The organism is Thiohalophilus thiocyanatoxydans, from assembly GCF_004366735.1.
In the GTDB taxonomy this organism is placed as follows: Bacteria; Pseudomonadota; Gammaproteobacteria; order UBA6429; family Thiohalophilaceae; genus Thiohalophilus; species Thiohalophilus thiocyanatoxydans.
This window is the reverse complement of sequence record NZ_SOQX01000003.1, coordinates 16197-40520: the sequence shown is the minus strand read 5'-3', so window position 1 is coordinate 40520 and position 24324 is coordinate 16197. Positions and strand designations below refer to the sequence as shown.

The following is a 24324-nucleotide window of genomic DNA, read 5'->3' as shown; positions in this document are numbered from 1 at the left end:
TGGTCAATGAACTGGTATTCGGATCGCCTGTTTAGACTCAGTTAGAGAAACTAACGGCCGCGCAGGTTTATTTTCTTTTAATCCAGCACGTGCGAAACCAGCCCATCGGCCAGTTTGGGCTCGAACCAGGTGGACTTGGGCGGCATGACTTCATTGGCATCCGCTACCGCCATCAGATCGGACAGGCTGGTCGGGTAAAGAGCAAAAGCCACCGCCATCTCACCGCTGTCGACCCGCCGTTCCAGTTCCGCCAGCCCGCGTATTCCGCCGACGAAGTCAATGCGCTTGTCGCGGCGGGGATCATTGATCCCCAGCACCGGATCGATCAGGTTATTCTGCAGCAAGCTGACATCAAGCCGACCGACCGGATCCGCCTTGGGAATACGGCCCGGTTCGATCGCCAGACGGTACCATTGCCCGCCCAGATACATGCCGAACTCGCCGGACTGGCCCGGCTTCACACTTTCGGAGCTGGGCTCGATCCGGAAAGCCTCCTCCAGCTTGTCCAGAAACGCAGCCTGATCCAGGCCGTTCAGATCGCGAATAACCCGGTTATAATCAAGAATCATCATCTGATCATCCGGAAAGATCACTGACAGGAAGTAATCGTGACTGGCTTCGCCGTTTGTCTTTCCTGTAGCGGCACGCATCTCGGCAACCCGCGAGGCGGCGGCGGAACGGTGGTGACCATCAGCGATATACAAACAGTCCATCGCCTCGAACGTCGAGGTAATCGTCTCAATATCCGCCGGATCATCCACGCGCCAGAGAACATGACGCACGCCGTCATCGGCGATGAGATCGTATAAAGGCGGGGTTTGACGAATGGTCTCAACCAGATCATCGATTGTGGCATTATGCCGATAGGTCAAAAAGACCGGACCGGTCTGGGCATTAAGCGCGTCGATCTGTTTGACCCGATCGGTTTCCTTATCGGGACGGGTATACTCATGTTTTCGAATACGGTTACGATCGTATTCAGCCACTGACGCGACAGCCACCAGACCGATCTGTATGTGTTCGCCCATTTGCAATTGATAAAAATAGTAGCTGGGTTGTGCTTCACGCATCAGAATGTCGTTGTCGATCAGGTTCTGCAGATTTTCCGCGCCCTTGGCATAAACGCTGTCTGAATAGGGATCGGTGTCCTCGGGTAAATCAATCTCCGGCTTGGAAATGTGTAAAAAGCTGTAGGGGCGGCCCTGCACCTTGTCTCGAGCTTCCTGGCTGTTGAGTACATCATACGGCGGCGCAATCACATCATCGGCGTGTTCCGGTGCCGGACGCAGGCCGGAAAAAGGGCGGATCAGGGACATCGTGGCTCCTTAGTGTGTTGTATTTATTAGCAGCGCGTTCGGCTGAATACCGGTTTTATCATGCCTGTTTCAACTACCAGTTTGCAAGGCCCGAAGCCTTTCATGCAGGCTGGGATGACTGTTAAACAGTTGTATAAAACGGAACTTGAGTCGCGCCGGCAACCCGAAGGCGGCAAGTTGCCGACTCCGTGCACCGTCTGTCATGACATCCAGGCAACGCAATGCAGCATGCATCTGTTTAATTCCCACAAGCCGGGCGGCGCCCTGATCCGCGCGGTACTCACGTTCCCTGCTGAAATACATAATCAACAGACTGGCCAGCCAGCCGCCGGCCAGTTGCAGCAGCACCGCGGTCCAGAGATAAATTATTCCGCCTGAGGAGTACCCCGGCCAGGCTCGCGAGATAATATAATCCAGTGACCGGGCAGGCAAATTGATAAAAATCGCCAGCACCCCTTGAAGCAGGGCCAGTATCTGTACGTCACCGTTGGCGATATGACTGATCTCATGTGCCAGAACGGATTCCAGCTCTGCGGGTTTCAAACTTTGTACCAGTCCCTCGCTCAGCACAATCGTGGCATGCTGTCGACGCAAACCCAGAGCAAAGGCATTAAGTTCACGGGCGGGATAGATTGCGATCCGGGGTGGATTGATCTGCCGCCGCAGGGCCAGACGAAACGTCGTGATGTGCAACCACTGTTCCAGACCACTCAGGGGCTGCTGCAACATGCGGGCCTTCAGAATCCAGCGGCAATAAAGCTGCATACCGAACAGGCACGACAACCCGGCGACCACGATCAGCCCCGTGAGCAGTAACAGTGTTGGCAGGTAACCCGGCCCCCCTTCATGAGCCAACAGGAATCCGAGCCAGGGCAAACAACCCAGAAACAGTGCCGCGGCGGTCAACAGAAGCAGGAGTGACGATTTGGCGAGCGTCATCCCCGGCTCCGGTCAAACCGCCAGTCACCTGCGCGGGTCACAGCGTGTCTCAAATGGCTCTCCTCCCGTCACCTGCTTGTGACACAGTTCACAAAATCGCCGGCTCGAAGCTGGTCCCCTTTTCCTGGGGACAAAGCGTGACATTATGCTTTAATATACTGATAATTATAGGCATCTGGAAAGGAGATTCTCAAAGAGGCACTATCCGACAGCGGACCAGAGGCCCGAACACTCTCCCCCTGCCCCCTCCGGACGCATTGCTTTGGTAATATAAAGAATATGGGTATACTCTCGACACAGCGTGCGCTCATCCGTCAGTTGAAACATTGGCGGGTTCGCTCCCGTTCCCGGCTGCGGCGTTTTGTAAAAAACCATGTCCCGGAATATTTTCCCATCGCCTATAAATTATCGCTGATTATTACCCTGCTGATCAGCGGCGGCATGATTCTACTGGGTCTGGTCATTGTAACGAATCAGACCGAACTGTTACGCGGTCAAATGGATGAATACGGTCAGGCAATGGTCAGCCAACTGGCCGAGTCATCCAAGGAACTGGTGTTATCCGATGATACGCTGAGCCTGATGGTGGTTATCAGCAATCTTGGCAGCAACGAAAGCATTCTCGGCGCCGCAATTTATTCCGATAATGGCAAGACCCTGGCCTCCTCAGGGGCCGGACCGGTCAAGGATATTATCAATCTATACGGCCAATCGAATGATGTTGGCAACAACAGCTACAGTATTTCCTGGCAGTCGTCGAATGAGGAAGGCGAGACAATTGATGCCGTCTCATTTATTACGCCAATCCGGTTTCAGGGCGTTATTGCCGGGCATGCCATGGTCAGTTTCAGCAAGGAAGCATTAGGCCAGTCCATACAACACACAATCAAAGCTATCGCCGCCGCAACGATACTCATGATTATTATGGGAGTCATCATAGCCTTCATCATGGGCGATCGTCTCTCCCGGCCGATACACAGATTGATGGATGCAAGCAGGGCCATTGGCAGCGGCAACTATGGTTACCGGATTGACGAGCGCCGAAACGATGAAATCGGCTATCTGACTTCATCGTTTAATGATATGGCAAAAGGCTTGCTGGAAAAATCCCAGGTTGAAAATGCTTTTTCCCGTTATGTTTCCCCCAATGTTGCCAGACAGATTCTTTCCAACCTGGATGAAGTTCAGCTTGGCGGAAAACATATTGAAGGCTCGGTACTTTTCGCCGATATTGTCGGCTTCACCAGCATGTCAGAGAAACTCCCGCCTGACGAAGTTGCCAGCTTGCTGAATGAATACTTCTCCTATATAGCCATGGTCAGTGAGCTTTACCAGGGTACAATCGATAAATATATGGGCGATTGTGCCATGATTGTTTTTGGCATACCGGATTACGATGAGGAGCATAAATTCAATGCAATCGCCTGCGCGGTTATGATTCAACGCCTGGTTGACAGATTGAATGCCCGGCGCATACGAGAGGGAAAACAGCCGGTCTATTTCCGGATCGGCGTCAACACCGGTGTCATGCTTGCAGGAAACATGGGCTCACCGGAACGCATGCAATATACCGTCGTCGGGGAAGCCGTCAATCTTGCCTCCCGGCTTCATTCTGTTGCCGACAAAGGCCAGGTCGTCATCACAGAGATTCTTTACAAGGATGAGGATATAAACTGGCGAGTAAGTGCAAGAAAACACAAATCGATACAGTTACGCGGTATTACCGAGCCCGTCTCAACCTATATTGTCAACGATGTTGCCGAAAGCTACCGCAGCACTATGGATTATCAGCTTGATGAAATAGCTTCAGGAAAGTTTGTCGCATGACTCTTCATCGTTTTTTCTTGATTGTCGCCCTGTCTCTTTCGCTTGGCAATTGTGCTTACCTTCATTCCTTCGACGCCAATCTTGCGGAAAAAATTGACCAGTGGATCGAGGAAGAAAAATATCACAAGGCACTCAAAACACTTGAGCATGTCAAGGACAACAAGGCGGATTATGCGCTATTAATGCAAAAACGAGAGCAGATTATCAAACTGGCTGAAAAACTTGAACAAAAAACCATCTCCCGAACAAACCAGCTTGTCAGAAACAACGAGTGGCACAAGGCGGCACAGCTCTATGAAAAAAACCTGGAGAAAATTCCGGAACACGAGAAACTGCGTCAATCGTACGCGGATTTTCTGGAAAAAAGGCAGGCCTATTTAAAGGATCTTGAACTACGCTTATTAATAAAAAAGAGCGCCTGGCTGGGCAACAATACCGTATTATACGATAAAATAAAGAAAGCTATACCGGGTAATTATCAATCTGTCTCCGGCGTTCGCGACTACGAGCATGATCGGGAACAGGCATTACAGGCACTGATCGAGTGCATCCGCACTTCAAGTTCGGCAAATCGACTCGATCTGGCCAAAACCTGCCTGTCACTGGCACAAAGAATAGACCGTGATATTCAGTACGACCCGCGAGTGGCTTCGGCACGTAAAAAAATAAACCAGGAAAAAGCAGCCAGTCTCCGACAATACAAACAAAAAACAACCGATATACTTTCCAATCTCAGGCAGGGTTACAGTCTTGATAACCTGCAACGATCTCACGATCATTTAAAAGCATCGAGTGACTTTCCGTCTCTGGACAAAGAGGCAATGGGACTCCTGGATGAACTCGACAGACACTTGAAGGCAGGTATAGAGCAGCGTATGGAGTCTGCGCGTCGACTCTACAGTAACGGCAAAATCGAGCATGCCCTGCAAATCTGGGAATCGCTGCAAACCATCGCGCCGGATAACCAGAAGCTCAATGGGTACATTGATCGGGCACACCGGGTTTTGAAAAAGCTCCGGCAACTGCAGGAGAAAGAACCCGGTATTCCCTCTTTGCAGAATCAGAACTGATCACGGCCTCTTTCCCCTTATCAGCGGATCCTGCTACTCCTCCACGGGCTCCATGCGATTTACGTTACGAAAGCCCTGCGGCAGTTTGATACCACGCTGGGCCCGCTCCCCCTCATAAGGCTCCATCTCCTCGGGTTTGAGCACCTTGTGCCGTTTGCCGGAATAGACCTTGAGACTGTCCTGCTCTTCGAGCACCGTGACAGCCGTGGCGTACTCCTGCCCGCTTTTGGCCCTGGCCGGGGGAATGTTCATAATTTTAACCCCCTTGCCCTTGGGTAATACCGGCAGCTCGGCAACATGGTGAATCAGCAGTTTGCCTTCGTTGGAGACCATCGCCACCCAGTAGGTTTCCATATCGGTGACCGGAACCGGCGGTAATACCCGGGCACCTTCAGGAACCTTGAGCATGGCCTTGCCCTTTTTATTGCGGGTGATCATGTCCTCCAGCCTGCTCACCATGCCATATCCGTGGCTGGTAGAGAGCAAGACCAGTTGATCCGGGTTACCCGTCACCACACCACAGAACGTGGCGCCGGGCGGCGGACTCAGACGACCGGTGAGCGGCTCGCCCTGCCCCCTTGCGGAAGGCAATGTGTGGGCCGGCAGGGCGTAAGTGCGCCCGGTCGAGTCGATCAACACCGCCAGCTGGTTGGACTTGCCCCGCGCGCTGTTGAGATACGCATCGCCCGATTTGTAATTCAATTCGATGGGATCCATTTCGTGACCCTTGGCGGTGCGGATCCAGCCTTTTTCCGACAAGACAATCGTCACCGGATCGGCGCTGACCAGTTCGGTCACATCCAGCGCCTGGGCAGCCTCACGGGAGACGATGGGCGAGCGACGCTCGTCCCCGTATTCCTTGGCCACTTCCTTGAGTTCTTTTTTGACCAGCGTCTTGAGGCGTTGTTTGGAGCCGAGAATCTTCTCCAGCTCGGCCTGCTCCTCTTTCAGCTCTTTTTGCTCGGTACGAATACTCATCTCTTCAAGCTTGGCCAGATGGCGCAGCTTGAGTTCCAGAATCGCCTCGGCCTGCTCATCGGAAAGCTTGAAGCGCTTCATCAACACCGGCTTGGGCTTGTCATTCTCGCGGATAATCTTGATCACTTCATCGATATTGAGGTAGGCGATCATCAGGCCGTCGAGAATGTGCAGCCGCTTGCTGACCTTGTCCAGGCGATATTCCAGACGGCGGCGCACGGTAGCGGTGCGGAAGGTCAGCCAGTCATTCAGTAAATCCTTCAGATGGCGGACCCCGGGGCGGCCGTTGAGGCCGATGACGTTCATATTGACCCGGTATGTGCGTTCCAGGTCCGTGGTGGCGAACAGATGAGTCATCAGCTCGTCAGCATCGATCCGGTTAGAGCGCGGTACGATGACCAGACGGGTCGGATGCTCGTGATCGGACTCGTCGCGAAGATCCACCACCATGGGTAATTTTCTGGCCTGCATCTGGGCCGCAATCTGCTCCAGAATCTTGGCCGGCGAAGTCTGATGGGGCAAGGCGGTGATGATGATGTCATCTTTTTCCCGCTCGTACCGGGCCCGCATCCGGATCGAACCGTGGCCGGTTTCATACATTTTCACCAGATCGGCTTTCGGGGTAATAATCTCCGCCTCGGTAGGATAGTCCGGTCCGGGCAGGTGCTTGCACAATTCCTTGATGGTGGTCCTGGGGTTTTCCAGCAGGTGGACCGACGCGTTAAGCAACTCGGTCAGATTATGCGGCGGAATATCGGTACTCATTCCCACGGCAATGCCGGTCGTCCCGTTCATCAAGACATGCGGGACCCGGGAGGGCAGAACTTCCGGCTCACTCATCGTCCCATCGAAATTGGGCACCCAGTCAGCCGTCCCCTGCCCCAGCTCGGACAACAACAGATCGGCGTAGCGGGACAGACGGGCCTCGGTATAGCGCATGGCGGCAAACGACTTGGGATCATCCGGCGAACCCCAGTTACCCTGGCCTTCAAGCAGCGGATAACGATAGGAGAACGGCTGCGCCATGAGCACCATCGCTTCATAACAGGCGCTGTCACCATGGGGATGGAACTTACCCAGTACATCACCCACTGTGCGGGCCGATTTCTTGAACTTGGAGCCGGCCTTGAGGCCCAGATCGGACATGGCATACACAATACGCCGCTGCACCGGTTTGAGACCGTCACCGATATGCGGTAACGCCCGATCCATAATGACGTACATCGAGTAATCGAGATACGCCCGCTCGGTAAAATCCTTCAGCGGTAGCAGTTCAATATTTTCTTCGAATTGATTGCTCATGGTGTCCGTTCACTTCCTCAAGATCGTTTTTACCGCAGAGGCGCAGAATTATAATTTTAAATTTTTAATGTTAAATTATGAATTGGTAAGCTGACTCTAATTAAAAATTCAACATTGAAAACTCAACATTATTTTCTCTGCGTCTCCGCGCCTCTGCGGTAGATTTCTTAAACCTCGATGTCCGCCAGGTCGCCTTTTTTCTCCAGCCAGGCCCGGCGATCGCCCGCCCGTTTTTTGGCCAGCAGCATATCCATCATCTGCTGGGTGCCGTCACCGCTTTCGGTTACCAGTCGCGCCAGGCGCCGGGTGTCGGGATCCATGGTGGTCTCACGTAACTGCAGGGGATTCATCTCGCCCAGGCCCTTGAAGCGGGTGACCTGCACCTTGCCCTTGATTTTTTCCGCCGCGATGCGGTCCAGCGTCCCCTGGCGTTCGGCGTCATCCAGTGCATAGTAGGTTTCCTTGCCGACATCAATCCGGTACAGCGGCGGCATGGCAATATAGACGTGCCCGGCGTCCACCAGCGGCTTGAAGTGGCGCAGGAACAGCGCTGTCAGCAATGTAGCGATATGCGCGCCGTCCGAATCGGCATCGGCAAGCACGATCACCTTACCGTAACGCAGGCTGGAAAGATCATCGGAGCCGGGATCCACTCCCAGGGCAACAGAGATATCGTGCACTTCCTGGGAGCCGAGTACCTCGGCCGGCTCCACTTCCCAGGTATTGAGAATTTTACCGCGCAGCGGCATGATCGCCTGGAATTCACGATCCCGCCCCTGCTTGGCGGAGCCGCCGGCCGAATCCCCTTCGACCAGAAACAACTCGGTGCGGCTCAAATCCTGGGCCGAGCAATCGGCGAGTTTGCCCGGTAACGCCGGGCCCTGGGTCACCTTCTTGCGCACCACCTTGCGTCCGGCGCGCAACCGGCTCTGGGCATTGTTAATCGCCAGCTCGGCGATCTGCTCGCCCATGTCGCTGTGCTGATTCAACCATAAACCAAAGGCGTCCTTGACCACCCCGGAAACAAACGGCGCCGACTCCCGCGAGGAAAGTCGCTCCTTGGTCTGGCCGGAGAACTGGGGGTCTTCCAGCTTGACCGAGAGGATATAACTGAGTTTTTCCCAGATATCCTCCGGCGCCAGTTTGACCCCGCGCGGGATTAAATTGCGAAATTCACAAAACTCCCTGACCGCTTCGGTCAGGCCGGTGCGCATGCCGTTGACATGTGTGCCGCCCTGGGCCGTCGGGATCAGGTTGACGTAACTTTCGCTGACGTTGATCGAACCGTCGGGCACCCAGGCCAGGGCCCAGTCGACGGCTTCCAGGTTACCGCTGAAACTGCCGATAAAAATATCCGGCGGCAACAGCTCCACGCCGCCCAGTTCACCCTTGAGATAATCGCGCAGGCCATCTTCGTAATACCACTCCTCTTCCTCCTTGCCGGCCTCGTCCTTGAAGGTAACGTGCAAGCCCGGGCACAGGACCGCCTTGGCGCGCAACACATGTTTGAGTCGCGGCACGGAGAATTTGGGTGAATCGAAAAACTGGGGATCAGGCCAGAAGCGCAGGGTGGTGCCGGAATTACGCTTGCCAACCGTGCCAATCTCTTCAAGACTGGATTTCTTGTCCCCGTTGGCAAAGGCGATGTTGTACTCCTTGCCATCACGTTTAATCCAGACTTCCAGATGTTTGGACAGGGCATTCACCACCGAGACACCGACTCCGTGCAGGCCACCGGAGAACTGGTAATCCTTGTTGGAAAACTTCCCGCCGGCATGCAGGCGGGTCAGGATCACTTCCACGCCCGGCACCTTTTCTTCCGGATGCATATCCACCGGCATGCCGCGCCCATCATCACTGACCTGCAAAGAGCCGTCCTTGAACAGCACCACATCAATCCGTTTGGCGTGCCCGCCTATCGCCTCATCGACACTGTTATCGACAACTTCCTGGGCAAGATGGTTGGGACGTTCGGTCTGGGTGTACATACCGGGGCGTTTACGCACCGGTTCCAGTCCGGTCAGAACTTCAATGGACTCCGAGGTATATTTCGTATTCATAGTTAACCGTTATATCACAATGGTACTCGCCGGCGTCATCCCCGGCCGATTGTCAGGAGTCGATTCTACGGGCGAATGCGGCATCGGGCAAAATGAATCGTGCCGGATATGTGCACGATTTTGCACTGCGCTGGAGAACCCGGTCAGAATTAAAGTTATTATTAACCGCGGGGACGGTTATTTTCCTGCCCTGCACAGGAACAGGGCCCCTCATGCAAGATCCACCGTGCCCTGTCGGACGTCAGCTACAACAATCTTTTCCCGTTTTGCATCATACCCACGGATATCGGCCAGAACAGGCATGCTCAGCCCAGTTCAATGCCCAGGCGCCGCGCGACCGCCTCGTAAGCCTCCACGACACCGCCCAGCCCCTGGCGGAAACGATCCTTGTCCAGCTTGTCACGGGTAGTGGCATCCCACAGGCGACAGCCGTCGGGAGTGAATTCATCACCCAGCAACAGCTCACCGTCAAAGCGCCCGAACTCCAGTTTGTAATCGACCAGCAGCAAATCGGCATCCAGAAACAGTTGCTTGAGGATATCGTTCACCTGGAAGGTCAGCCGCTTCATGGTTTCGACTTCGTCCACGCTCGCCCAGTTGAACGATAGAATATGATAATCATTGATCATCGGATCATGCAGGGCATCGTCTTTGAGGAAAAACTCGAATATTGGCGGATTGAGTGGCTGGCCTTCCTCGACTCCAAGTCGACGACACAGGCTGCCGGCACTGAGATTGCGCACCACACATTCGATCGGCAACATATCCAGTTTTTTGACCACCGATTCCTCGTCGGACAACAGACGCTCGAAATGCGTTGCCACGCCGCCCTGTTGCAACTGTTGCATAATAAAGGCATTGAACTTGTTGTTGACCATGCCCTTGCGATCCAGTTGCGCCAGTTTCTCGCCATCAAAGGCGGAGGTGTCGTTGCGAAACTGCAGAATCAGTTTGTCGGGATCATCGGTGGTATAGACCGTTTTTGCCTTGCCCGAGTACAGTTCCTGTTGTTTTTGCATGATGCTTATCCTCGCAAGCGGTTATGCTTTTGTCGCTGTCAGACCTGACGCCAGTCAGTGCCCTGCTCCTGACAGGCCACCTCGACCTCCCGCGGCAGACAGCCCAGTGCCCCGGCCAGCGCCTGACGGGCCAGTGCGGGGGTATTGTTCTTGTCGCTCAAATGCGCCGCCACCAGATACTGCAAATCATCGATATCGAGACTGGCCAGTATTTGCGCCGCCTGCGCGTTGCTCAAATGGCCGTAACTGCCGCCGACCCGCTGCTTGAGACTGACGGGATAGGGACCCTCTTCCAGCATCTGCGGATCGTGATTACATTCAAGAATCAGGGCATCACAACCGGACAGGCTGGCATGAATATGCGGTGTGCTGCTCCCGGTATCCGTTAACAGGCCCAGACGCCGATCGCCGTCACTGAACACAAACTGACAGGGTTCGCGGGCATCGTGCGGCACGGGGAACGGTTGAATTTCGATCTCGCCGATCGCCAGGGTCTGATGGACGTCAAACAGATTCAGTGTCGGCACCTTGCCGGGTTGGGAACCGTTGACGGTGCCCCGTGTCGCCCACACCGGTACGCCGTAACGCCGCGCCAGCAGCCCCACACCGCGAATATGATCCCCGTGTTCATGGGTCACCAGCACGGCATCCAGGCTTTGCGGATCGCAGTCGAGACGCTGCAGCCGGGCCTCGGTGTCACGCAGGGAAAACCCGCAGTCGATCAGGATACGGGTCCGGCCATGTTCGATTAAGGTGCCGTTGCCTTTACTGCCACTGCCGATCAGTGCAAATCGCACGTCTTCTCCCCAACCTGAATGTTCGTGGTGACAGATTAGCGCAAGTGGACTTCGATTTCCTCGAGCAGACGTTTGCTCAGCTCCGGATCGATTTTCTGATTGTCACGATCCCGCAAACTGATCTCAGTGTAATCACCCCGCTCCCTGACCCGCAGCAGCAACGCTTCGATCGCCGCTTTCTGATCCTCGCTCTCCATCAGGCTGGCCCAGAAACCTTGCTTCTCTTGTTTCATGAATTCTTCGGTGAGCTTGATGTAATAGGCACCTTCAGAACGGTTGCGATCTTCCACCAGCAGTCCCACACGATCCAGCGCCAGTCCAACCCGCCGCCAGGTACGCGGGAAGGTTTCGTTGACCTGCAGCAGCAACGTATCCTGCCCCTGCCTGAACTCGGTGCGCTCCTCCGGCTCGGCGGTCGCGACCATCCGGCTTGCTTGCTCCTCGTCACCGCCGAGCGAGATCAAAAAGCGCTGCAGCAATTCCACTTCCAGGTCGTGATCCGTGTCATTCGGTACCCAGGCGGTTTCCACCACTTCGATACCGCCGCCATCGACAACGATCTCTTTCATCCCGCGATGCGTGATAAATACCCGGGTTCCTCCGTTATCGCCACGCTCCAGACGCAGCCGGTAGCGATCTTTAAAACCACTGGAACCGATTGCATCAATCATGCGTTCCAGCCAGTTACCCGGCACCCGCTCGCGCCGTTCCTGCCAGTTGGTCTCCAGGAGACCGAGTTTTCTGTCGCGTTCGGTAATTTCGAAACCGAGGTTCTCCATAAACTCGCCCGCAGCATCCCAGACCTGTTCCGGAGGCAGGTTAACTTCCAGCCAGTGCATGTTGCCCTGGCGCACGAAACGTACATCCTCGGCAGACGCCACGACAGAGTCGGTTTCTTTGCCGGCGTTACCCTGCATACCCGAATAGCTGGCCTGCTCACGACCGATACCGGGGATCTGCATCTCCTGGCCCGTACGCGGGAGATTGAGCTTGGGCGGAACCTCCAGCGATTGCTGTTTGCTTTCTGTTTCGACCTGATCGGCATAGAGCGCCCGATAATCCTTCTCGGGGCTGCCTGAGCAGGCACCCAGCGTCAGGGCCGAGAGGGCCAAAACAACGACTTCAATGCCATTACGGCGCTTCATGCATGATTCCTCTGCAAAAACTGAAAACTATTGGACCAGACCGGCCTTGCGCAGTTCGTCATGCACAATGGTCTGGTATTCGCTGGAGAGCACGGTCAGCGGCAGGCGGATTCCCGCCGGAATCAGGCCCATATCATACAGGGCCCATTTGACCGGAATCGGGTTGGCTTCGAGAAACAGGTTCTTGTGCAGGCCCAGCAGCTGATCATTCAGGCGGGTGGCGGTCTCCCGGTCACCGGCGATCGCGGCCATGCACATCTCGTGCATCATTTTCGGTGCCACATTGGCAGTGACCGAAATATCACCGTGGGCGCCCGCCAGCATCAATTCCATCGCCGTGCCATCGTCGCCACTGTAGACCTCGAACTGCGGACCGCACAGGGCGATGATATCCCGCGCGCGCTGGACGTCCGCGGTGGCGTCCTTGATGCCAATAATATTCTCGACGGCCGCCAGCCGGGCCACCGTCTCCGGCTGCATATCCACGGCGGTGCGTCCCGGGACATTGTAGAGAATCTGGGGAACATCGACGGCCTCGGCGACCGTCTTGAAGTGCTGGTAGAGGCCTTCCTGGGTCGGTTTATTATAATAAGGGGTCACCAGCAGACAGGCATCGGCGCCGACCTCTTTGGCCGATCGGGTCAGCGAAATCGCCTCGCGCGTGGAGTTGGAACCGGTCCCGGCAATGACGGGAATCCGCCCGCGCGACAGCTCCACAACCCGCTTGACGACGTGGCAGTGTTCTTCCTCGTCCAGCGTGGCCGATTCGCCGGTGGTACCCACAGCAACAATGGCATCGGTCTGGTTCTCGATATGAAACTCCACCAGCGTCGCCAGCGCGGCCTCATCAAGACTGCCGTCTTCGTGCATGGGGGTGGCCAGCGCCACCATACTCCCCTGAAACATACCCCTCTCCGTAAAAAGTACTCATGTTACTTGGACCCACCGGCTCTGACAAGCGGCCCGCCGCTGGACGAAAACCGGGCCCCGGGGACGCGCTTGCCGCGTTTGCCAGCAGCACGGGCCGCCCCGAACGGCGTCACCGACCTCGCTGAGACACCGCCCGGCCGGCGCCGAAAACGATCCCGGCCTGATTTTCGGTGTTTTCCGTGGTTTCAGGGCGCTCGTTGGTCCACAGCCCTGACGTCCAACCACCACAGCCGTTCGAAGATTAAGCCACCCTGTAGGGCCATAAAATATAACTGCTCAACAAGCCGGGCAAATCCCGGTATTTTCGCGTTAAATAGTCGGAATATTATATTATTAAAGGAGCCGGGCATGTCCGAGACGGAAAAGGCGATTCGCGAAATCCGCATCAACCCCATCGTACCCAGTGAATCGGTCCTGATCGCTACCGCCCGCAGCATGCGCCCGCGCAAGGAGGAGGCCCCGGCCCCGCGGGATACCCGCCAGCACGTGGAGACCTGCCCCTTCTGCCGCGGCAACGAGGACAAGACCCCGCCGGAACTCAGGCGCTACGAGGTGGCCGGCGAGTGGGCAGTGCGCATCGTGGAAAACCTCTATCCGGTCCTGGGCGATGATCGCGACAAATCCGGGCTCGTATTCGGCCTGCAACAGGCCATCGACGGCTACGGACGCCATGAGGTGATCGTCGATCATTACACCCACGGCATCGCCGTTCACGAAATGGCCGAAGAGCACCTGACAACCCTGTTCCAGGCTTACCAGTCTCGCGCCGCCGAGTTGTATGCCCTGGACGAACGACTCAAATACATCCTGATTTTCAAAAACTTCGGCCCCGCCGCCGGCGCCAGCATGGCGCACACCCACAGCCAGTTGATCGCCCTGCCCGTGGTCCCGCAAAACCTGCAGGAAGAGCTTGAGCACAGCCGCGATCATTACAAAAAACACCACCACTGCATCTTCTGTACCCTGATCGACGAGGCGCTGACTTTCGAAACCACCATCTACGACCGGGATTCAGGCAAGATCGTGCGCCGCATCAATGTCGGCCAGTACGTTGTGGAGCGCGGTGAACGGTTTATCGCCATCAAACCCTTCGCCAGCCGCTACGAGTGGGAGATCCATATCCTGCCGCTGGAACACAACAGCGATTTCCTCGAGACTTCGGCGGAAGACATGGCGGATCTGGCGCGGGTGCTCAAACGCACCATGGCCCGGCTGGATGCGGTGATCGGCGGGGCGCAATACAACTATTTTCTGCACTCGCGCCCGAGCAGCGACGATTACAGTGACTGCCGCGGCAGCTATCACTGGCATCTGGAGATCTGTCCCCGGACCAGCGTGCCCTCGGGGTTTGAGCTCGGCTCCGGGCTGTTCGTCAACACTATCAGTCCCGAAGAGGCCGCCGAGCAACTGCGCACCGTGGAGCTGGACTGACCGGGGAGCGTGCTCTGCACCACTGACGACACCGAAGACACGGAATCACTGAAAAGCTATTGCAAAAACCGGCTGAAAGCTGCTTTGATATCGGTGTGTCCGGTGAGTCGGCCGTCTATCCAGCTGACCCGCTTATAACAACTGTTCCAGGATAAGTACGACGCAGTGTCTGAACAACAATGGTTGCCAAGGAGAATCAACCCGTTATGAGCGATACAGTGAGCCTGGGTAAAAAAGTGCCTGACTTTACCCTGCCGGCCACCGGCGATCAGGCCATTTCCCTCTCCGATTTCAAGGGTAAACATGTCGTGCTCTATTTTTACCCCAAGGACAGTACCCCCGGCTGCACCCGCGAGGGTCAGGACTTTCGCGACAACCACGCCAAATTCAAACGCCAGAACACGGTTATTCTTGGTCTCTCACGCGACGGCGTCAAGGCCCATGAAAACTTCAAGGCCAAACAGGAATTCCCCTTCGAGCTGCTCTCCGACAAGGAGGAGACCGTCTGTAACCTGTTCGACGTCATCAAGATGAAAAACATGTACGGCAAAAAAGTGCGCGGCATCGAGCGCAGCACCTTCCTGATTGACGACAAGGGCAAGCTGCGCCAGGAGTGGCGCAAGGTCAAGGTCGACGGCCATGTCGAGGAAGTCCTCGACGCGGTCAAGCAACTCAACAAAAGCTAGATCCTGAAACGGATCGCCGTTTTTACACGACTTTGCCTGTATTCCAGAGTATGAAGGAATTTAACCACCGATGACATCGCTCCCACCGAAAACACTGAACAATATGACAGAAAAATGCGTCAATATCGGTGACCTCGGAGTATTCGATGTTTCGGTGGTTGCACATCAAAAGCCGGCCAGTTGTATTTCATTATCTGCGGCGCGCACCACTTCCCCCTTCAACCAGGTTGTCATCACATTATGAGTAAACGTCTGTTCGTGGTTGATTCGAACGTGCTGATGCACGATCCCACCTCACTGTTTCGCTTCCAGGAACATGATATCTTCGTGCCGATGATGGTGCTCGAGGAACTGGACAACAACAAGAAAGGTCGTACCGAGGTGGCGCGCAACGCCCGTCAGGCCAGTCGCTTTCTGGATGAACTGCTCTTCGGTGCCAGTCACGAAGAGATCGAACAGGGTCTGCCGCTCAACGCCCATCTTGACGCCCTGGCTCAGCATAAGCTGCAAAACGGCCATAAGGAGCTGGCCGAGCAACTGAGCGGGCGTCTGTTCTTTCAGACCCGCGCCTATCCCGACAGTCTGCCACACCACCTTCCCGGCAATCTACCCGATAACAATATCCTTGGCACTGCCCTGGCCCTGCAGGAAAACCGGCAGGAGCGGCGGGTCACCCTGGTCACCAAGGATATCAACCTGCGGATCAAGGCGGCGGTGGTCGGCATCCACGCCGAGGATTACCGCAGCGATCGGGCGCTGGAGGATGTCGATCTGCTCTACACGGGCCATTACCGGCTGGAGCAGGCGTTCTGGGAACGGCATGCGCGGGAAATGGAATCCTGGGTCGACGCCGGCCGCACCTTCTACCGTCTCAAGGGTCCGGACATCGAAGAGTGGTCGCCGAACGAATTTATTGTCAGTGACCAGGAGACAAATCCGTTTGATGCCATCGTGCGCAGGATCGAGGACGACAGTGCCATTATCGAGACGGTGCAGGACTACCGCGGCAGCAACCATGCGGTATGGGGTATCAATGCCCGTAACCGCGAACAAAACTATGCGCTCAACCTGTTAATGGATCCGGAGATCGACTTTGTCAGCCTGCTGGGCATGGCCGGGACCGGCAAGACCCTGCTGACCCTGGCCGCCGGCCTGGAACAGACCCTGGAACAAAAGCGTTACAGCGAGATCATCATGACCCGCGTCACCGTCCCCGTTGGCGAGGACATCGGCTATCTGCCCGGCACCGAGGAAGAGAAGATGACCCCGTGGATGGGCGCGTTGATGGACAACCTGGAAGTGTTGACCAACACGGAAGCCGGTGGCGAGTGGGGCCGCCAGGCAACCAACGACCTGCTCAGCAAGCGAATCAAGATCCGCTCGGTCAACTTCATGCGCGGGCGGACTTTCCTCAATCGTTATATCATCATCGACGAGGCGCAGAACCTGACCTCCAAACAGCTCAAGACCCTGATCACCCGCGCCGGCCCCGGCACCAAGGTGATCTGTCTGGGCAACATCGCCCAGATCGACACCCCCTACCTGAGCGAAACCACCTCCGGCCTGACCTACGTGGTGGATCGCTTCAAAAGCTGGGAACACAGCGGCCACATCACCCTGGTCCGCGGCGAACGCTCGCGCCTGGCCGATTATTCATCGGAAGTGCTCTAGATCGATCACTGGGATTAAACGCAAAGGACGCGGAGTCGCAGAGGCGCGGAGAAAAAATATAATTTTGAATGTTGAGTTTTAAATTTTGAACTGGGATTTTGTTCAGAATTCAACATTAAAAACTCAAAATGATTTACAAACTCTGCGGCTCCGCGACTCCGCGTCCTCCGCGATATTTTCCAGTGCACTGGAAAAATGATTATTGTTGAGCCTGGGCCTGTTGTTCGCGTTGTTCTTCTTTCTGGTGGATGCGTTCGGAGGCGCGTGGCCAGGCGCTCAGGGAGGCCTTGACCAGGGTGGCCAGCGGGATGGCAAAGAACACACCCCAGAAGCCCCACAGGCCGCCGAATACCAGCACGCTGACAATAATGGCGATGGGGTGCAGGTTGACCACTTCGGAGAACAACAGCGGCACCAGAACATTACCGTCCAGCGCCTGAATGATGGCATAGGCCACAACCACCCAGGCGAAGTCCGGTCCCAGTCCCCATTGCATGTAGGCGACCAGTGCCACCGGGATAGTCACGACCGTGGCGCCGATATAGGGAACCACCACGGAAATGCCGACCAGCGCCGAGAGCAGGATGGAATACTTGAGACCCAGTAATTCAAAGGTAATGTAGGTGGTAATGCCGACGAGCAGGATTTCCCAGAACTTGCCGCGGACGTAGTTACCCAGTTGCTGATCCATTTCCTGCCAGACCTGGTTGGCCAGCGCCCGTTCGCTGGGCAGAAAGCCGGTTGCCCAGGCCACAATGGGCTTTTTATCCTTGAGAAAAAAGAACACCATCAACGGCACCAGCACCACATAGACCATCAATACCACCAGATTGGTCAGCGAGGCGAGCGAGAGACTGACGATCTTCTGCCCCAGCGAGGCGACCTCGCGATTGAGCAGTTGGGTCAGATCCGTGACCTGTTCCTCGGAAATGAATGCGTAATGCTCGGGTAACTGCAACAGGGACTGCTGCAATCGATAGAAATGGCGAGGCAGCTCCTGAAAAAGCTCCTGCAGCTGGGAGGTCACCACCGGCGCCACACCCAGAAAGAGGAAAAACAGAAAGATCAGGAAGACGGTAAACACCAGAATCACGGCCCACAGACGCGGGGTGCCATACTCTTGCAGCTTCTGGACAATCCCTTCCAGCAGATAGGCAATCACCAGTGCCGCCAGCACCGGCGTCAGCATATTGCCGAAGATCAGCACTACGGCAAAGCCGATGATCAGGATGAACGCCAGCAAAACCGCCTGGGGATCGGAAAAATAACGGTTGTACCAGCTTTTCAGCAGTTCCAGCATGGGGTTTATTCTTTGTGCTTCAGTGCCTGATAGTGGCGTTCGAAAATCACTTCCAGCTCATCGATGACTTCAGCGGCATCCCGCCCGCGCATCATGTGTTCGGTCACCAGATCGGCGGTCTCGTGCAACAATTTATCCTTGTTCAACATCGGATAGGTTCGGGACAATCGCTTGATGGCGGCAATGACCGTCTCATCCTCCGGCCGGGGCAAGTCCAGCGGTTCGTCCGCCACCGGCTGGGTGGCGGGATACTGCTGTGCCAGAAAGCGGGCATAATCAAGCAGACTCTGCCGGCCTTCCTCGGACAACCGGGAAAAATAGTCCAGGAGTTGATTTTCCAGTTTATTCACCGACCCGTACCGTGTTGACAGTCACAGACCGATGATAAATCAATGCGGATGGGACTTGCAGTAGGCACGGGCGAAACTGAGCAATTCGTCCATCGCCCGGATCTTGAATTTCTGTTTCTGATGCACGAAGGAAAAGGGCCGCTCCACCGGGGGATCGAGTTTAATCGCCACCAGCGTGCCCAGCTTCAGCTCCTTCTCGATCGTGGCACTGGAGAGGACCGAAACGCCCATGCCGGCCTCGACCGCGCCCTTGATCGCTTCCAGGCTGCCCAGTTCCATGGACAGATTGAGATCCGTCGCATTGATACCGGCCCGGGTCATACTCTCCAGCATCACCTCGCGCGTGCCCGAACCCTCTTCCCGGCAAATAAACGGGTAGTCGGCGATCTGCTTGACCGGCACCACCTCCTGCTGCGCCAGCGGATGATCCGGCGGCACGATCAGCACCAGCTTGTCGGTACGACACTCCTCGACCACCAGATTCTTGTTGGTCACCGGCGCCTCGACCACGCCCAGGTCGATGGCATTGTTCTCCACCATGCTGACAATGCCGTCGGTATTGGCGACCCGCAGACGGATAGTGACATCGGGATACTGTTTTTTGAAATCGCGCAGCAGCTCGGGAAGCATGTACTCGGCGATGGTCGAGCTGGCGCCGATGATCAGCACCCCGCTGATATCGCCGGTCAGCTCGCGCACCGAGTTGTCCATTTCGGCATACAGTTCGAAGATCCGGTTGGCGCATTCATAGACGCGCTGTCCCGCATCGGTCAGGCTGATACGGTTGTGGGTGCGGTCGAACAGCCGGGTGTTGAACTGCTCCTCCAGCTGGCGTACCTGAAAGGTGACCGCCGGCTGGGTCATGTGCAATTCCTCGGCCGCCTTGGTAAAACTCAGCAACCGGGCAACTGTCTGAAATACCTGTAATCGTCTGTCCGCCATTCGACCTCTCGCCGCCTACAGCAATAATAATCTTTATCTATACATGCATCGGTAAAACTAAGGGCGAAATGGTAGCAAGTCTGGCGCCAAAACAAAACTGGTTTTGCCGCCAGACGCGGATTTAACCTGCTGAATTTCAGGATTTTTCAGTACAAAATCAGCTTTCCATACGCTTGTACATGAAGGCGTAGTAGAGCACCGGAATCACCACCAGGGTCAGCAGGGTCGAGACCAGAATCCCGAAGATCAGCGACAGGGCCAGCCCGCTGAAGATGGGATCATCCAGAATGAACGTCGCTCCCAGCATCGCCGCCAGGCCGGTCAGGGCGATCGGCTTGGCCCGCACCGCCCCCGAACGCAACACCGCATCCTGGAACGGCACCCCGGCGGCCACCTCCTGATTGATGAAATCAACCAGCAGGATCGAGTTGCGCACGATGATCCCCGCCAGGGCGATCATCCCGATCATGGAGGTGGCGGTGAACTGGGCGCCCCACAGGGCATGGCCCGGCATCACCCCGATGAGGGTCAGCGGGATGGGCGCCATGATGATCAACGGTACCAGATAGGAGCGGAACTGGCCCACTACCAGCAGATAGATCAACAACAGGCCGACCGAGTAGGCGATGCCCATATCCCGGAAGGTCTCGTAGGTCACCTGCCATTCGCCGTCCCACTTGATCCCGTACTGATAGGGGTTGTCCGGCTGCTGGATCAGGAACTGGTTCAGTGGCCGGCCCTGATCGATATCCATCTCGCCCAGACTGCCGTACATGTCGAACATGGCATACAGGGGACTGTCCAGCTGCCCGGCGGCATCGCCGGTGACAAACACCACCGGCAGCAGGTCCTTGTGGTATATGGCGTGCTCGCGCTGGGTGGGCATGATCTCGACAAAGTCGGACAGCGGCACCAGTTCCCCGCCGCGACTGCGGATGGGCAACAGCAACAGCGTGTTGAGCCGGGCCTTGTCGGCGACCTCGAATTCCATGCGGATCGGCAGAGGGTACTTGAGATTGCCCGGATGCAGGTAACTGGCATCCTCGCCACTCAATGCCGCCGAAAGCGCCGACACCACCGACTGCTGGCTGATCCCGAGCAGGGCCGCTTTTTGTTGATCGACCTGCAGAATATACTTGGGCGAGCGGACTTCAATACTGTCGTCCACGTCCACCACCTCGTCGGTCTGTTCAAAGACCCCGCGGATCTGCTTGGCCACCCGGATCTGGCCCTCGTAATCCAGCCCGTAGACCTCGGCCACCAGCGGCGACATCACCGGCGGGCCGGGCGGCACCTCGACGATCTTGACGTTGGCATCATGACGCTGCCCAATCTCCTGCAAGGGACCGCGCACCGCCCGGGCAATAGCATGACTGCGGCGCTCGCGCTTGCTCTTGTCGACCAGATTGACCTGGATATCCCCGACATTGGCCCCCTCGCGCAGATAATACTGGCGCACCAGACCGTTGAAGTTGATCGGCGACGCATTACCGGCGTAGATCTGGTAATCGCTGACCTCGGGGACCTCGGCCAGATAACGACCCAGTTCACCCAGCACCCGATTGGTCCGCTCCAGGCTCACACCCTCGGGCATGTCCACCACCACCTGAAATTCGGACTTGTTGTCAAACGGCAGCATTTTCATCACCACCAGTTTGAATCCGACCAGGCTGACCGACAGCACAATCAACGCCATGATCACATAGAACATCATGCGCCGCCGCGGTGCGCCCTGCTCGCGATTGAGGAACGGGCCGATATATTTTTGGAACAGCCCGTGTAGCCGTTCGGTAATCCGATCTTCCTGCGGCTCGTGGGCAACATTCTGGCGCCCCAGGACCTTGTTGGCCAGCCACGGGGTGACCACGAAAGCGATGATCAGCGAGATCAACATGCCGATACTGGCGTTGATCGGGATCGGGCTCATATAGGGCCCCATCAGGCCGGTGACAAAAGCCATCGGCAACAGCGCCGCAATGACGGTGAAGGTGGCCAGAATGGTCGGGCCGCCCACCTCGTCGACGGCGACGGGAATCGCCGCCAGCAGTTTCTTGCCGCCCATCTGCATGTGCCGGTGAATGTTCTCCACCACCACGATGGCATCATCGACCAGAATGCCGATGGAGAAGATCAGCGCGAACAGCGAGACGCGGTTGAGCGTGAAGCCCCAGGCCCAGGAGGCGAACAGAGTAATCGCCAGGGTGATGACCACCGCCGCGCCGACGATCAACGCCTCACGCCAGCCCAGTGCCAGCAACACCAGCAGTACCACCGAGGCGGTGGCAAAGATCAGCTTGGTAATCAGGGTCATGGCCTTGTCATTGGCCGTCTTGCCGTAATTGCGAGTGACGGTGACGTTGACCCCGTCGGGAATAAAAATGCCCTTGACCTGTTCCACCCGCTCGATCACATCCTCGGCGATGTTGACCGCGTTGGTGCCCGGCTGTTTGGCGATGGCCACGGTCACGGCCGGGAACTCGCCCTGCGCCGTGATCCCCTTGGCGTGGGCCGCCGGCCCGGTCCCCAGGCGGACATACTGTTCGGGCTGATCCGGGCCGCGGGAGACCTTCGCGACATCCCGCAGGTACACCGGCTTGCCTTCATGCACGCCGACGATCAGATTCTGTACCTCGCCCTCGCTGCTGAGGAAGGTGCCGGTCTGCACCGGGATTTCCCGATTCTCGCCCACCAGCGACCCGGCCGGGCGGGTCGCGTTGCTCTGTTGCAGGGCATCGCGCAGATCGGAGACCGCCAGGTTGTAGGCCGACAGGCTGGCCGGGTCCAGCTTCACCTGCACCACCTGATCCGGGCCGCCCAGGGTATAGATATCGCGCGTGCCCTTGACCCGCTTGAGTTCCGATTCGATCGAATGGGCGACCTTGCCCAGATCCTCGCCACTGTAACTGGCGTCCTCGCTCCACAGGGTCAAAGAGACGATCGGCACATCATCGATGCCCTTGGGCTTGATGATCGGCTGAGCCACCCCGAGGCCCGGCGGCAGCCAGTCCTGCTTGGAATAGAGGGCGTTATACAGCCGCACAATCGCCTGGGTGCGATCCTCGCCCACCTTGAACTGCACGGTAATGGTCGACATGCCGGGACGCGAGACCGAATAGACATGCTTGAGCCCTTCCAGCTCGGAGAGGATCTGTTCCGCCGGGGTGCTGACCAGCTCCTCGACCTCCTTGGCCGAGGCGCCGGGAAAACCGATAAACACGTTGGCGAAGGTGACGTTGATCTGCGGCTCCTCCTCGCGCGGTGTCACCAGCACCGCGAATACCCCGAGCAGCAAGCCGACCAGGGCCAGCAGCGGGGTGATCTCGGAAGTGAGAAACCGTTTCGCCAGTCCCCCGGAGACGCCCAGCTTCTCACTCATTGACGCTCACCTGCCTGTTGTTCCTTGTAATGCGTCGTCGCCCGGACAGGATCCAGGGCCACCTGCTCGCCCTCCTCGAGTCCCGCCAGCACCTCGACCATGCCGTCATCGAACCGCTCGCCGATGCGCAACTGACGCAAATGCAGAGCACCCTGCTCATCGATCACATAGGCGCCCGTGACTTCACTGCGATGGACCACGGCCTTCACCGGAATCAGCAGGCGCCGGATCTCTTCCTTCACGAACCCCACCTTGACGAACATGCCGGGATAGATCCCGTACTCGCCCTCGGGCAGCAGGACCCGCACATTGAAGGTATGACTCTGCGCATCGGCATAGGGGGAAATGCGCAATGACTCGGCCTCGACGCTGCTTTTACCATTGCGATCCAGAAACACCCGCGCCTGCTGCCGTTCGCGTACCACTCGCACCATCTCCTGGGGAATATCGACCGAGGCGCGCAACACTTCCAGCGAAATCCCGGTAAACAGTGGCTGACCCACGCTGGCCAGCTCGCCCACCTCCACATGGCGCTTGACCACGATGCCGCTGTAGGGTGCCCGCACCCGGGTGTTCTCCAGCTCCTCGCTGGCCTGCTCGAACGCCGCCCTGGTCGACTTCAACCGCGCCTCGGCCTTGTCCAGCTGCGATTTGGCGACCAGCTGTCTCTCGTAAATGTCCTTGACCCGCTCAAACTCGGCCCGGGCCTCGTCGTAATTGGCCTTGGCGGCGTTGTAGCGCGCGCGCTGATCGTTGTCGCGAAACCGCAGCAGCAGCGCATCTTTTTCCACATAATCGTCGACATCGTAATGGATCTCGACCACCCGCCCGGAGGTCTGGGCCGAGACGGTCGCCTCGTGAACCGCCTCGATGCGCCCATCCAGCACCCGCTCCACCGGCCGGGTTTGCAGGCTGGCCGTGGCGCTTTCCAGTTCCGCCGCCGACGCCCACCCCGTGACCGCCATGCCCCAGAACAGAACCGTAGTATGTAATGCAGCCCGCATGAATCGACTCCTCAAGATCAGCAAGGGGTTATCATATCAATATCGACGAAGCGGGAAACCCCTATTATCAAGGTGCTAGGTACTAGGGGCTAGGTACTAGAGCCTGGATTCAGAGCACTGTCTTCTACGCTGGTGATTCCGGTACAATGGCGGGTCAGTAATACGCATTAAATTCTGGAGA

At 56.9% G+C, this 24324-nt stretch carries 18 protein-coding genes; 5 read left to right on the top strand and 13 right to left on the bottom strand.

Annotated elements, in window-relative coordinates; all coding sequences use genetic code 11:
- Positions 1-77 precede the first annotated feature (77 nt).
- Both EDC23_RS07085 and EDC23_RS07080 read right to left on the bottom strand, forming a co-directional pair.
- Positions 78-1316, bottom strand: coding sequence for a DUF1015 domain-containing protein (locus tag EDC23_RS07085; RefSeq protein WP_134082691.1), 1239 nt, complete (start codon positions 1314-1316; stop codon positions 78-80).
- A gap of 69 nt (positions 1317-1385) precedes the next feature.
- Entirely contained in the window at positions 1386-2255 is an 870-nt protein-coding gene (locus tag EDC23_RS07080) for a M48 family metalloprotease (protein WP_134082688.1), read from the bottom strand.
- A gap of 279 nt (positions 2256-2534) precedes the next feature.
- Here EDC23_RS07080 and EDC23_RS07075 point away from each other — a divergent pair, with 279 nt between their 5' ends.
- Entirely contained in the window at positions 2535-4082 is a 1548-nt protein-coding gene (locus tag EDC23_RS07075; protein ID WP_243830736.1) for an adenylate/guanylate cyclase domain-containing protein, read from the top strand.
- A complete protein-coding gene (locus EDC23_RS07070) occupies positions 4079-5152 on the top strand; it encodes a hypothetical protein (RefSeq protein ID WP_134082685.1) in 1074 nt (357 codons plus the stop codon). Before EDC23_RS07075 ends, EDC23_RS07070 begins: the two co-directional genes overlap by 4 nt.
- A 33-nt stretch (positions 5153-5185) precedes the next feature.
- On the opposite strand, the gene parC is transcribed toward EDC23_RS07070, so the two are convergent.
- From parC to dapA, 6 genes are all read right to left on the bottom strand, one after another.
- Positions 5186-7432: a DNA topoisomerase IV subunit A gene (gene parC, locus EDC23_RS07065; RefSeq protein WP_134082682.1), complete on the bottom strand. Its 2247-nt coding sequence runs from the start codon at positions 7430-7432 to the stop codon at positions 5186-5188.
- A 167-nt stretch (positions 7433-7599) separates the two neighbouring features.
- The gene (gene parE / locus EDC23_RS07060) at positions 7600-9492 is read right to left on the bottom strand and encodes a DNA topoisomerase IV subunit B (RefSeq protein WP_134082679.1); all 1893 of its coding nucleotides are present in this window, start codon (positions 9490-9492) and stop codon (positions 7600-7602) included.
- A gap of 305 nt (positions 9493-9797) precedes the next feature.
- On the bottom strand, positions 9798-10511 hold the full coding sequence (purC, locus tag EDC23_RS07055) for a phosphoribosylaminoimidazolesuccinocarboxamide synthase (protein ID WP_134082676.1): 714 nt from the start codon (positions 10509-10511) through the stop codon (positions 9798-9800).
- 38 nt (positions 10512-10549) lie between these two features.
- The gene (locus EDC23_RS07050) at positions 10550-11308 is read right to left on the bottom strand and encodes an MBL fold metallo-hydrolase (protein WP_134082674.1); all 759 of its coding nucleotides are present in this window, start codon (positions 11306-11308) and stop codon (positions 10550-10552) included.
- 35 nt (positions 11309-11343) lie between these two features.
- Positions 11344-12453, bottom strand: coding sequence for an outer membrane protein assembly factor BamC (gene bamC / locus EDC23_RS07045; protein ID WP_134082671.1), 1110 nt, complete (start codon positions 12451-12453; stop codon positions 11344-11346).
- Between the two features lie 27 nt (positions 12454-12480).
- Positions 12481-13359, bottom strand: coding sequence for a 4-hydroxy-tetrahydrodipicolinate synthase (dapA, locus tag EDC23_RS07040; RefSeq protein ID WP_134082668.1), 879 nt, complete (start codon positions 13357-13359; stop codon positions 12481-12483).
- Between the two features lie 372 nt (positions 13360-13731).
- Here dapA and EDC23_RS07035 point away from each other — a divergent pair, with 372 nt between their 5' ends.
- From EDC23_RS07035 to EDC23_RS07025, 3 genes are all read left to right on the top strand, one after another.
- Positions 13732-14814 (top strand): galactose-1-phosphate uridylyltransferase, encoded by a 1083-nt coding sequence (locus tag EDC23_RS07035; protein WP_134082665.1) that lies wholly within the window; start codon positions 13732-13734, stop codon positions 14812-14814.
- Between the two features lie 206 nt (positions 14815-15020).
- Positions 15021-15500 carry a thioredoxin-dependent thiol peroxidase gene (gene bcp, locus EDC23_RS07030; RefSeq protein ID WP_134082663.1) on the top strand — a complete coding sequence of 160 codons (480 nt, stop codon included), beginning with the start codon at positions 15021-15023 and terminating at the stop codon, positions 15498-15500.
- Between the two features lie 240 nt (positions 15501-15740).
- Positions 15741-17171 carry a PhoH family protein gene (locus EDC23_RS07025; protein WP_134082660.1) on the top strand — a complete coding sequence of 477 codons (1431 nt, stop codon included), beginning with the start codon at positions 15741-15743 and terminating at the stop codon, positions 17169-17171.
- Between the two features lie 199 nt (positions 17172-17370).
- Here EDC23_RS07025 and EDC23_RS07020 read toward each other — a convergent pair whose 3' ends face one another.
- From EDC23_RS07020 to EDC23_RS07000, 5 genes are all read right to left on the bottom strand, one after another.
- Positions 17371-18471, bottom strand: coding sequence for an AI-2E family transporter (locus EDC23_RS07020; RefSeq protein WP_134082657.1), 1101 nt, complete (start codon positions 18469-18471; stop codon positions 17371-17373).
- Between the two features lie 5 nt (positions 18472-18476).
- The gene (locus EDC23_RS07015) at positions 18477-18821 is read right to left on the bottom strand and encodes a Crp/Fnr family transcriptional regulator (RefSeq protein ID WP_134082654.1); all 345 of its coding nucleotides are present in this window, start codon (positions 18819-18821) and stop codon (positions 18477-18479) included.
- Positions 18822-18860: 39 nt separating this feature from the next.
- A complete protein-coding gene (locus EDC23_RS07010; RefSeq protein ID WP_134082651.1) occupies positions 18861-19763 on the bottom strand; it encodes a selenium metabolism-associated LysR family transcriptional regulator in 903 nt (300 codons plus the stop codon).
- 157 nt (positions 19764-19920) lie between these two features.
- The gene (locus EDC23_RS07005) at positions 19921-23139 is read right to left on the bottom strand and encodes an efflux RND transporter permease subunit (RefSeq protein WP_134082649.1); all 3219 of its coding nucleotides are present in this window, start codon (positions 23137-23139) and stop codon (positions 19921-19923) included.
- Positions 23136-24143 carry an efflux RND transporter periplasmic adaptor subunit gene (locus tag EDC23_RS07000; protein ID WP_208321314.1) on the bottom strand — a complete coding sequence of 336 codons (1008 nt, stop codon included), beginning with the start codon at positions 24141-24143 and terminating at the stop codon, positions 23136-23138. The genes EDC23_RS07005 and EDC23_RS07000 overlap by 4 nt, the downstream gene beginning before the upstream one ends.
- Positions 24144-24324: the final 181 nt, after the last annotated feature.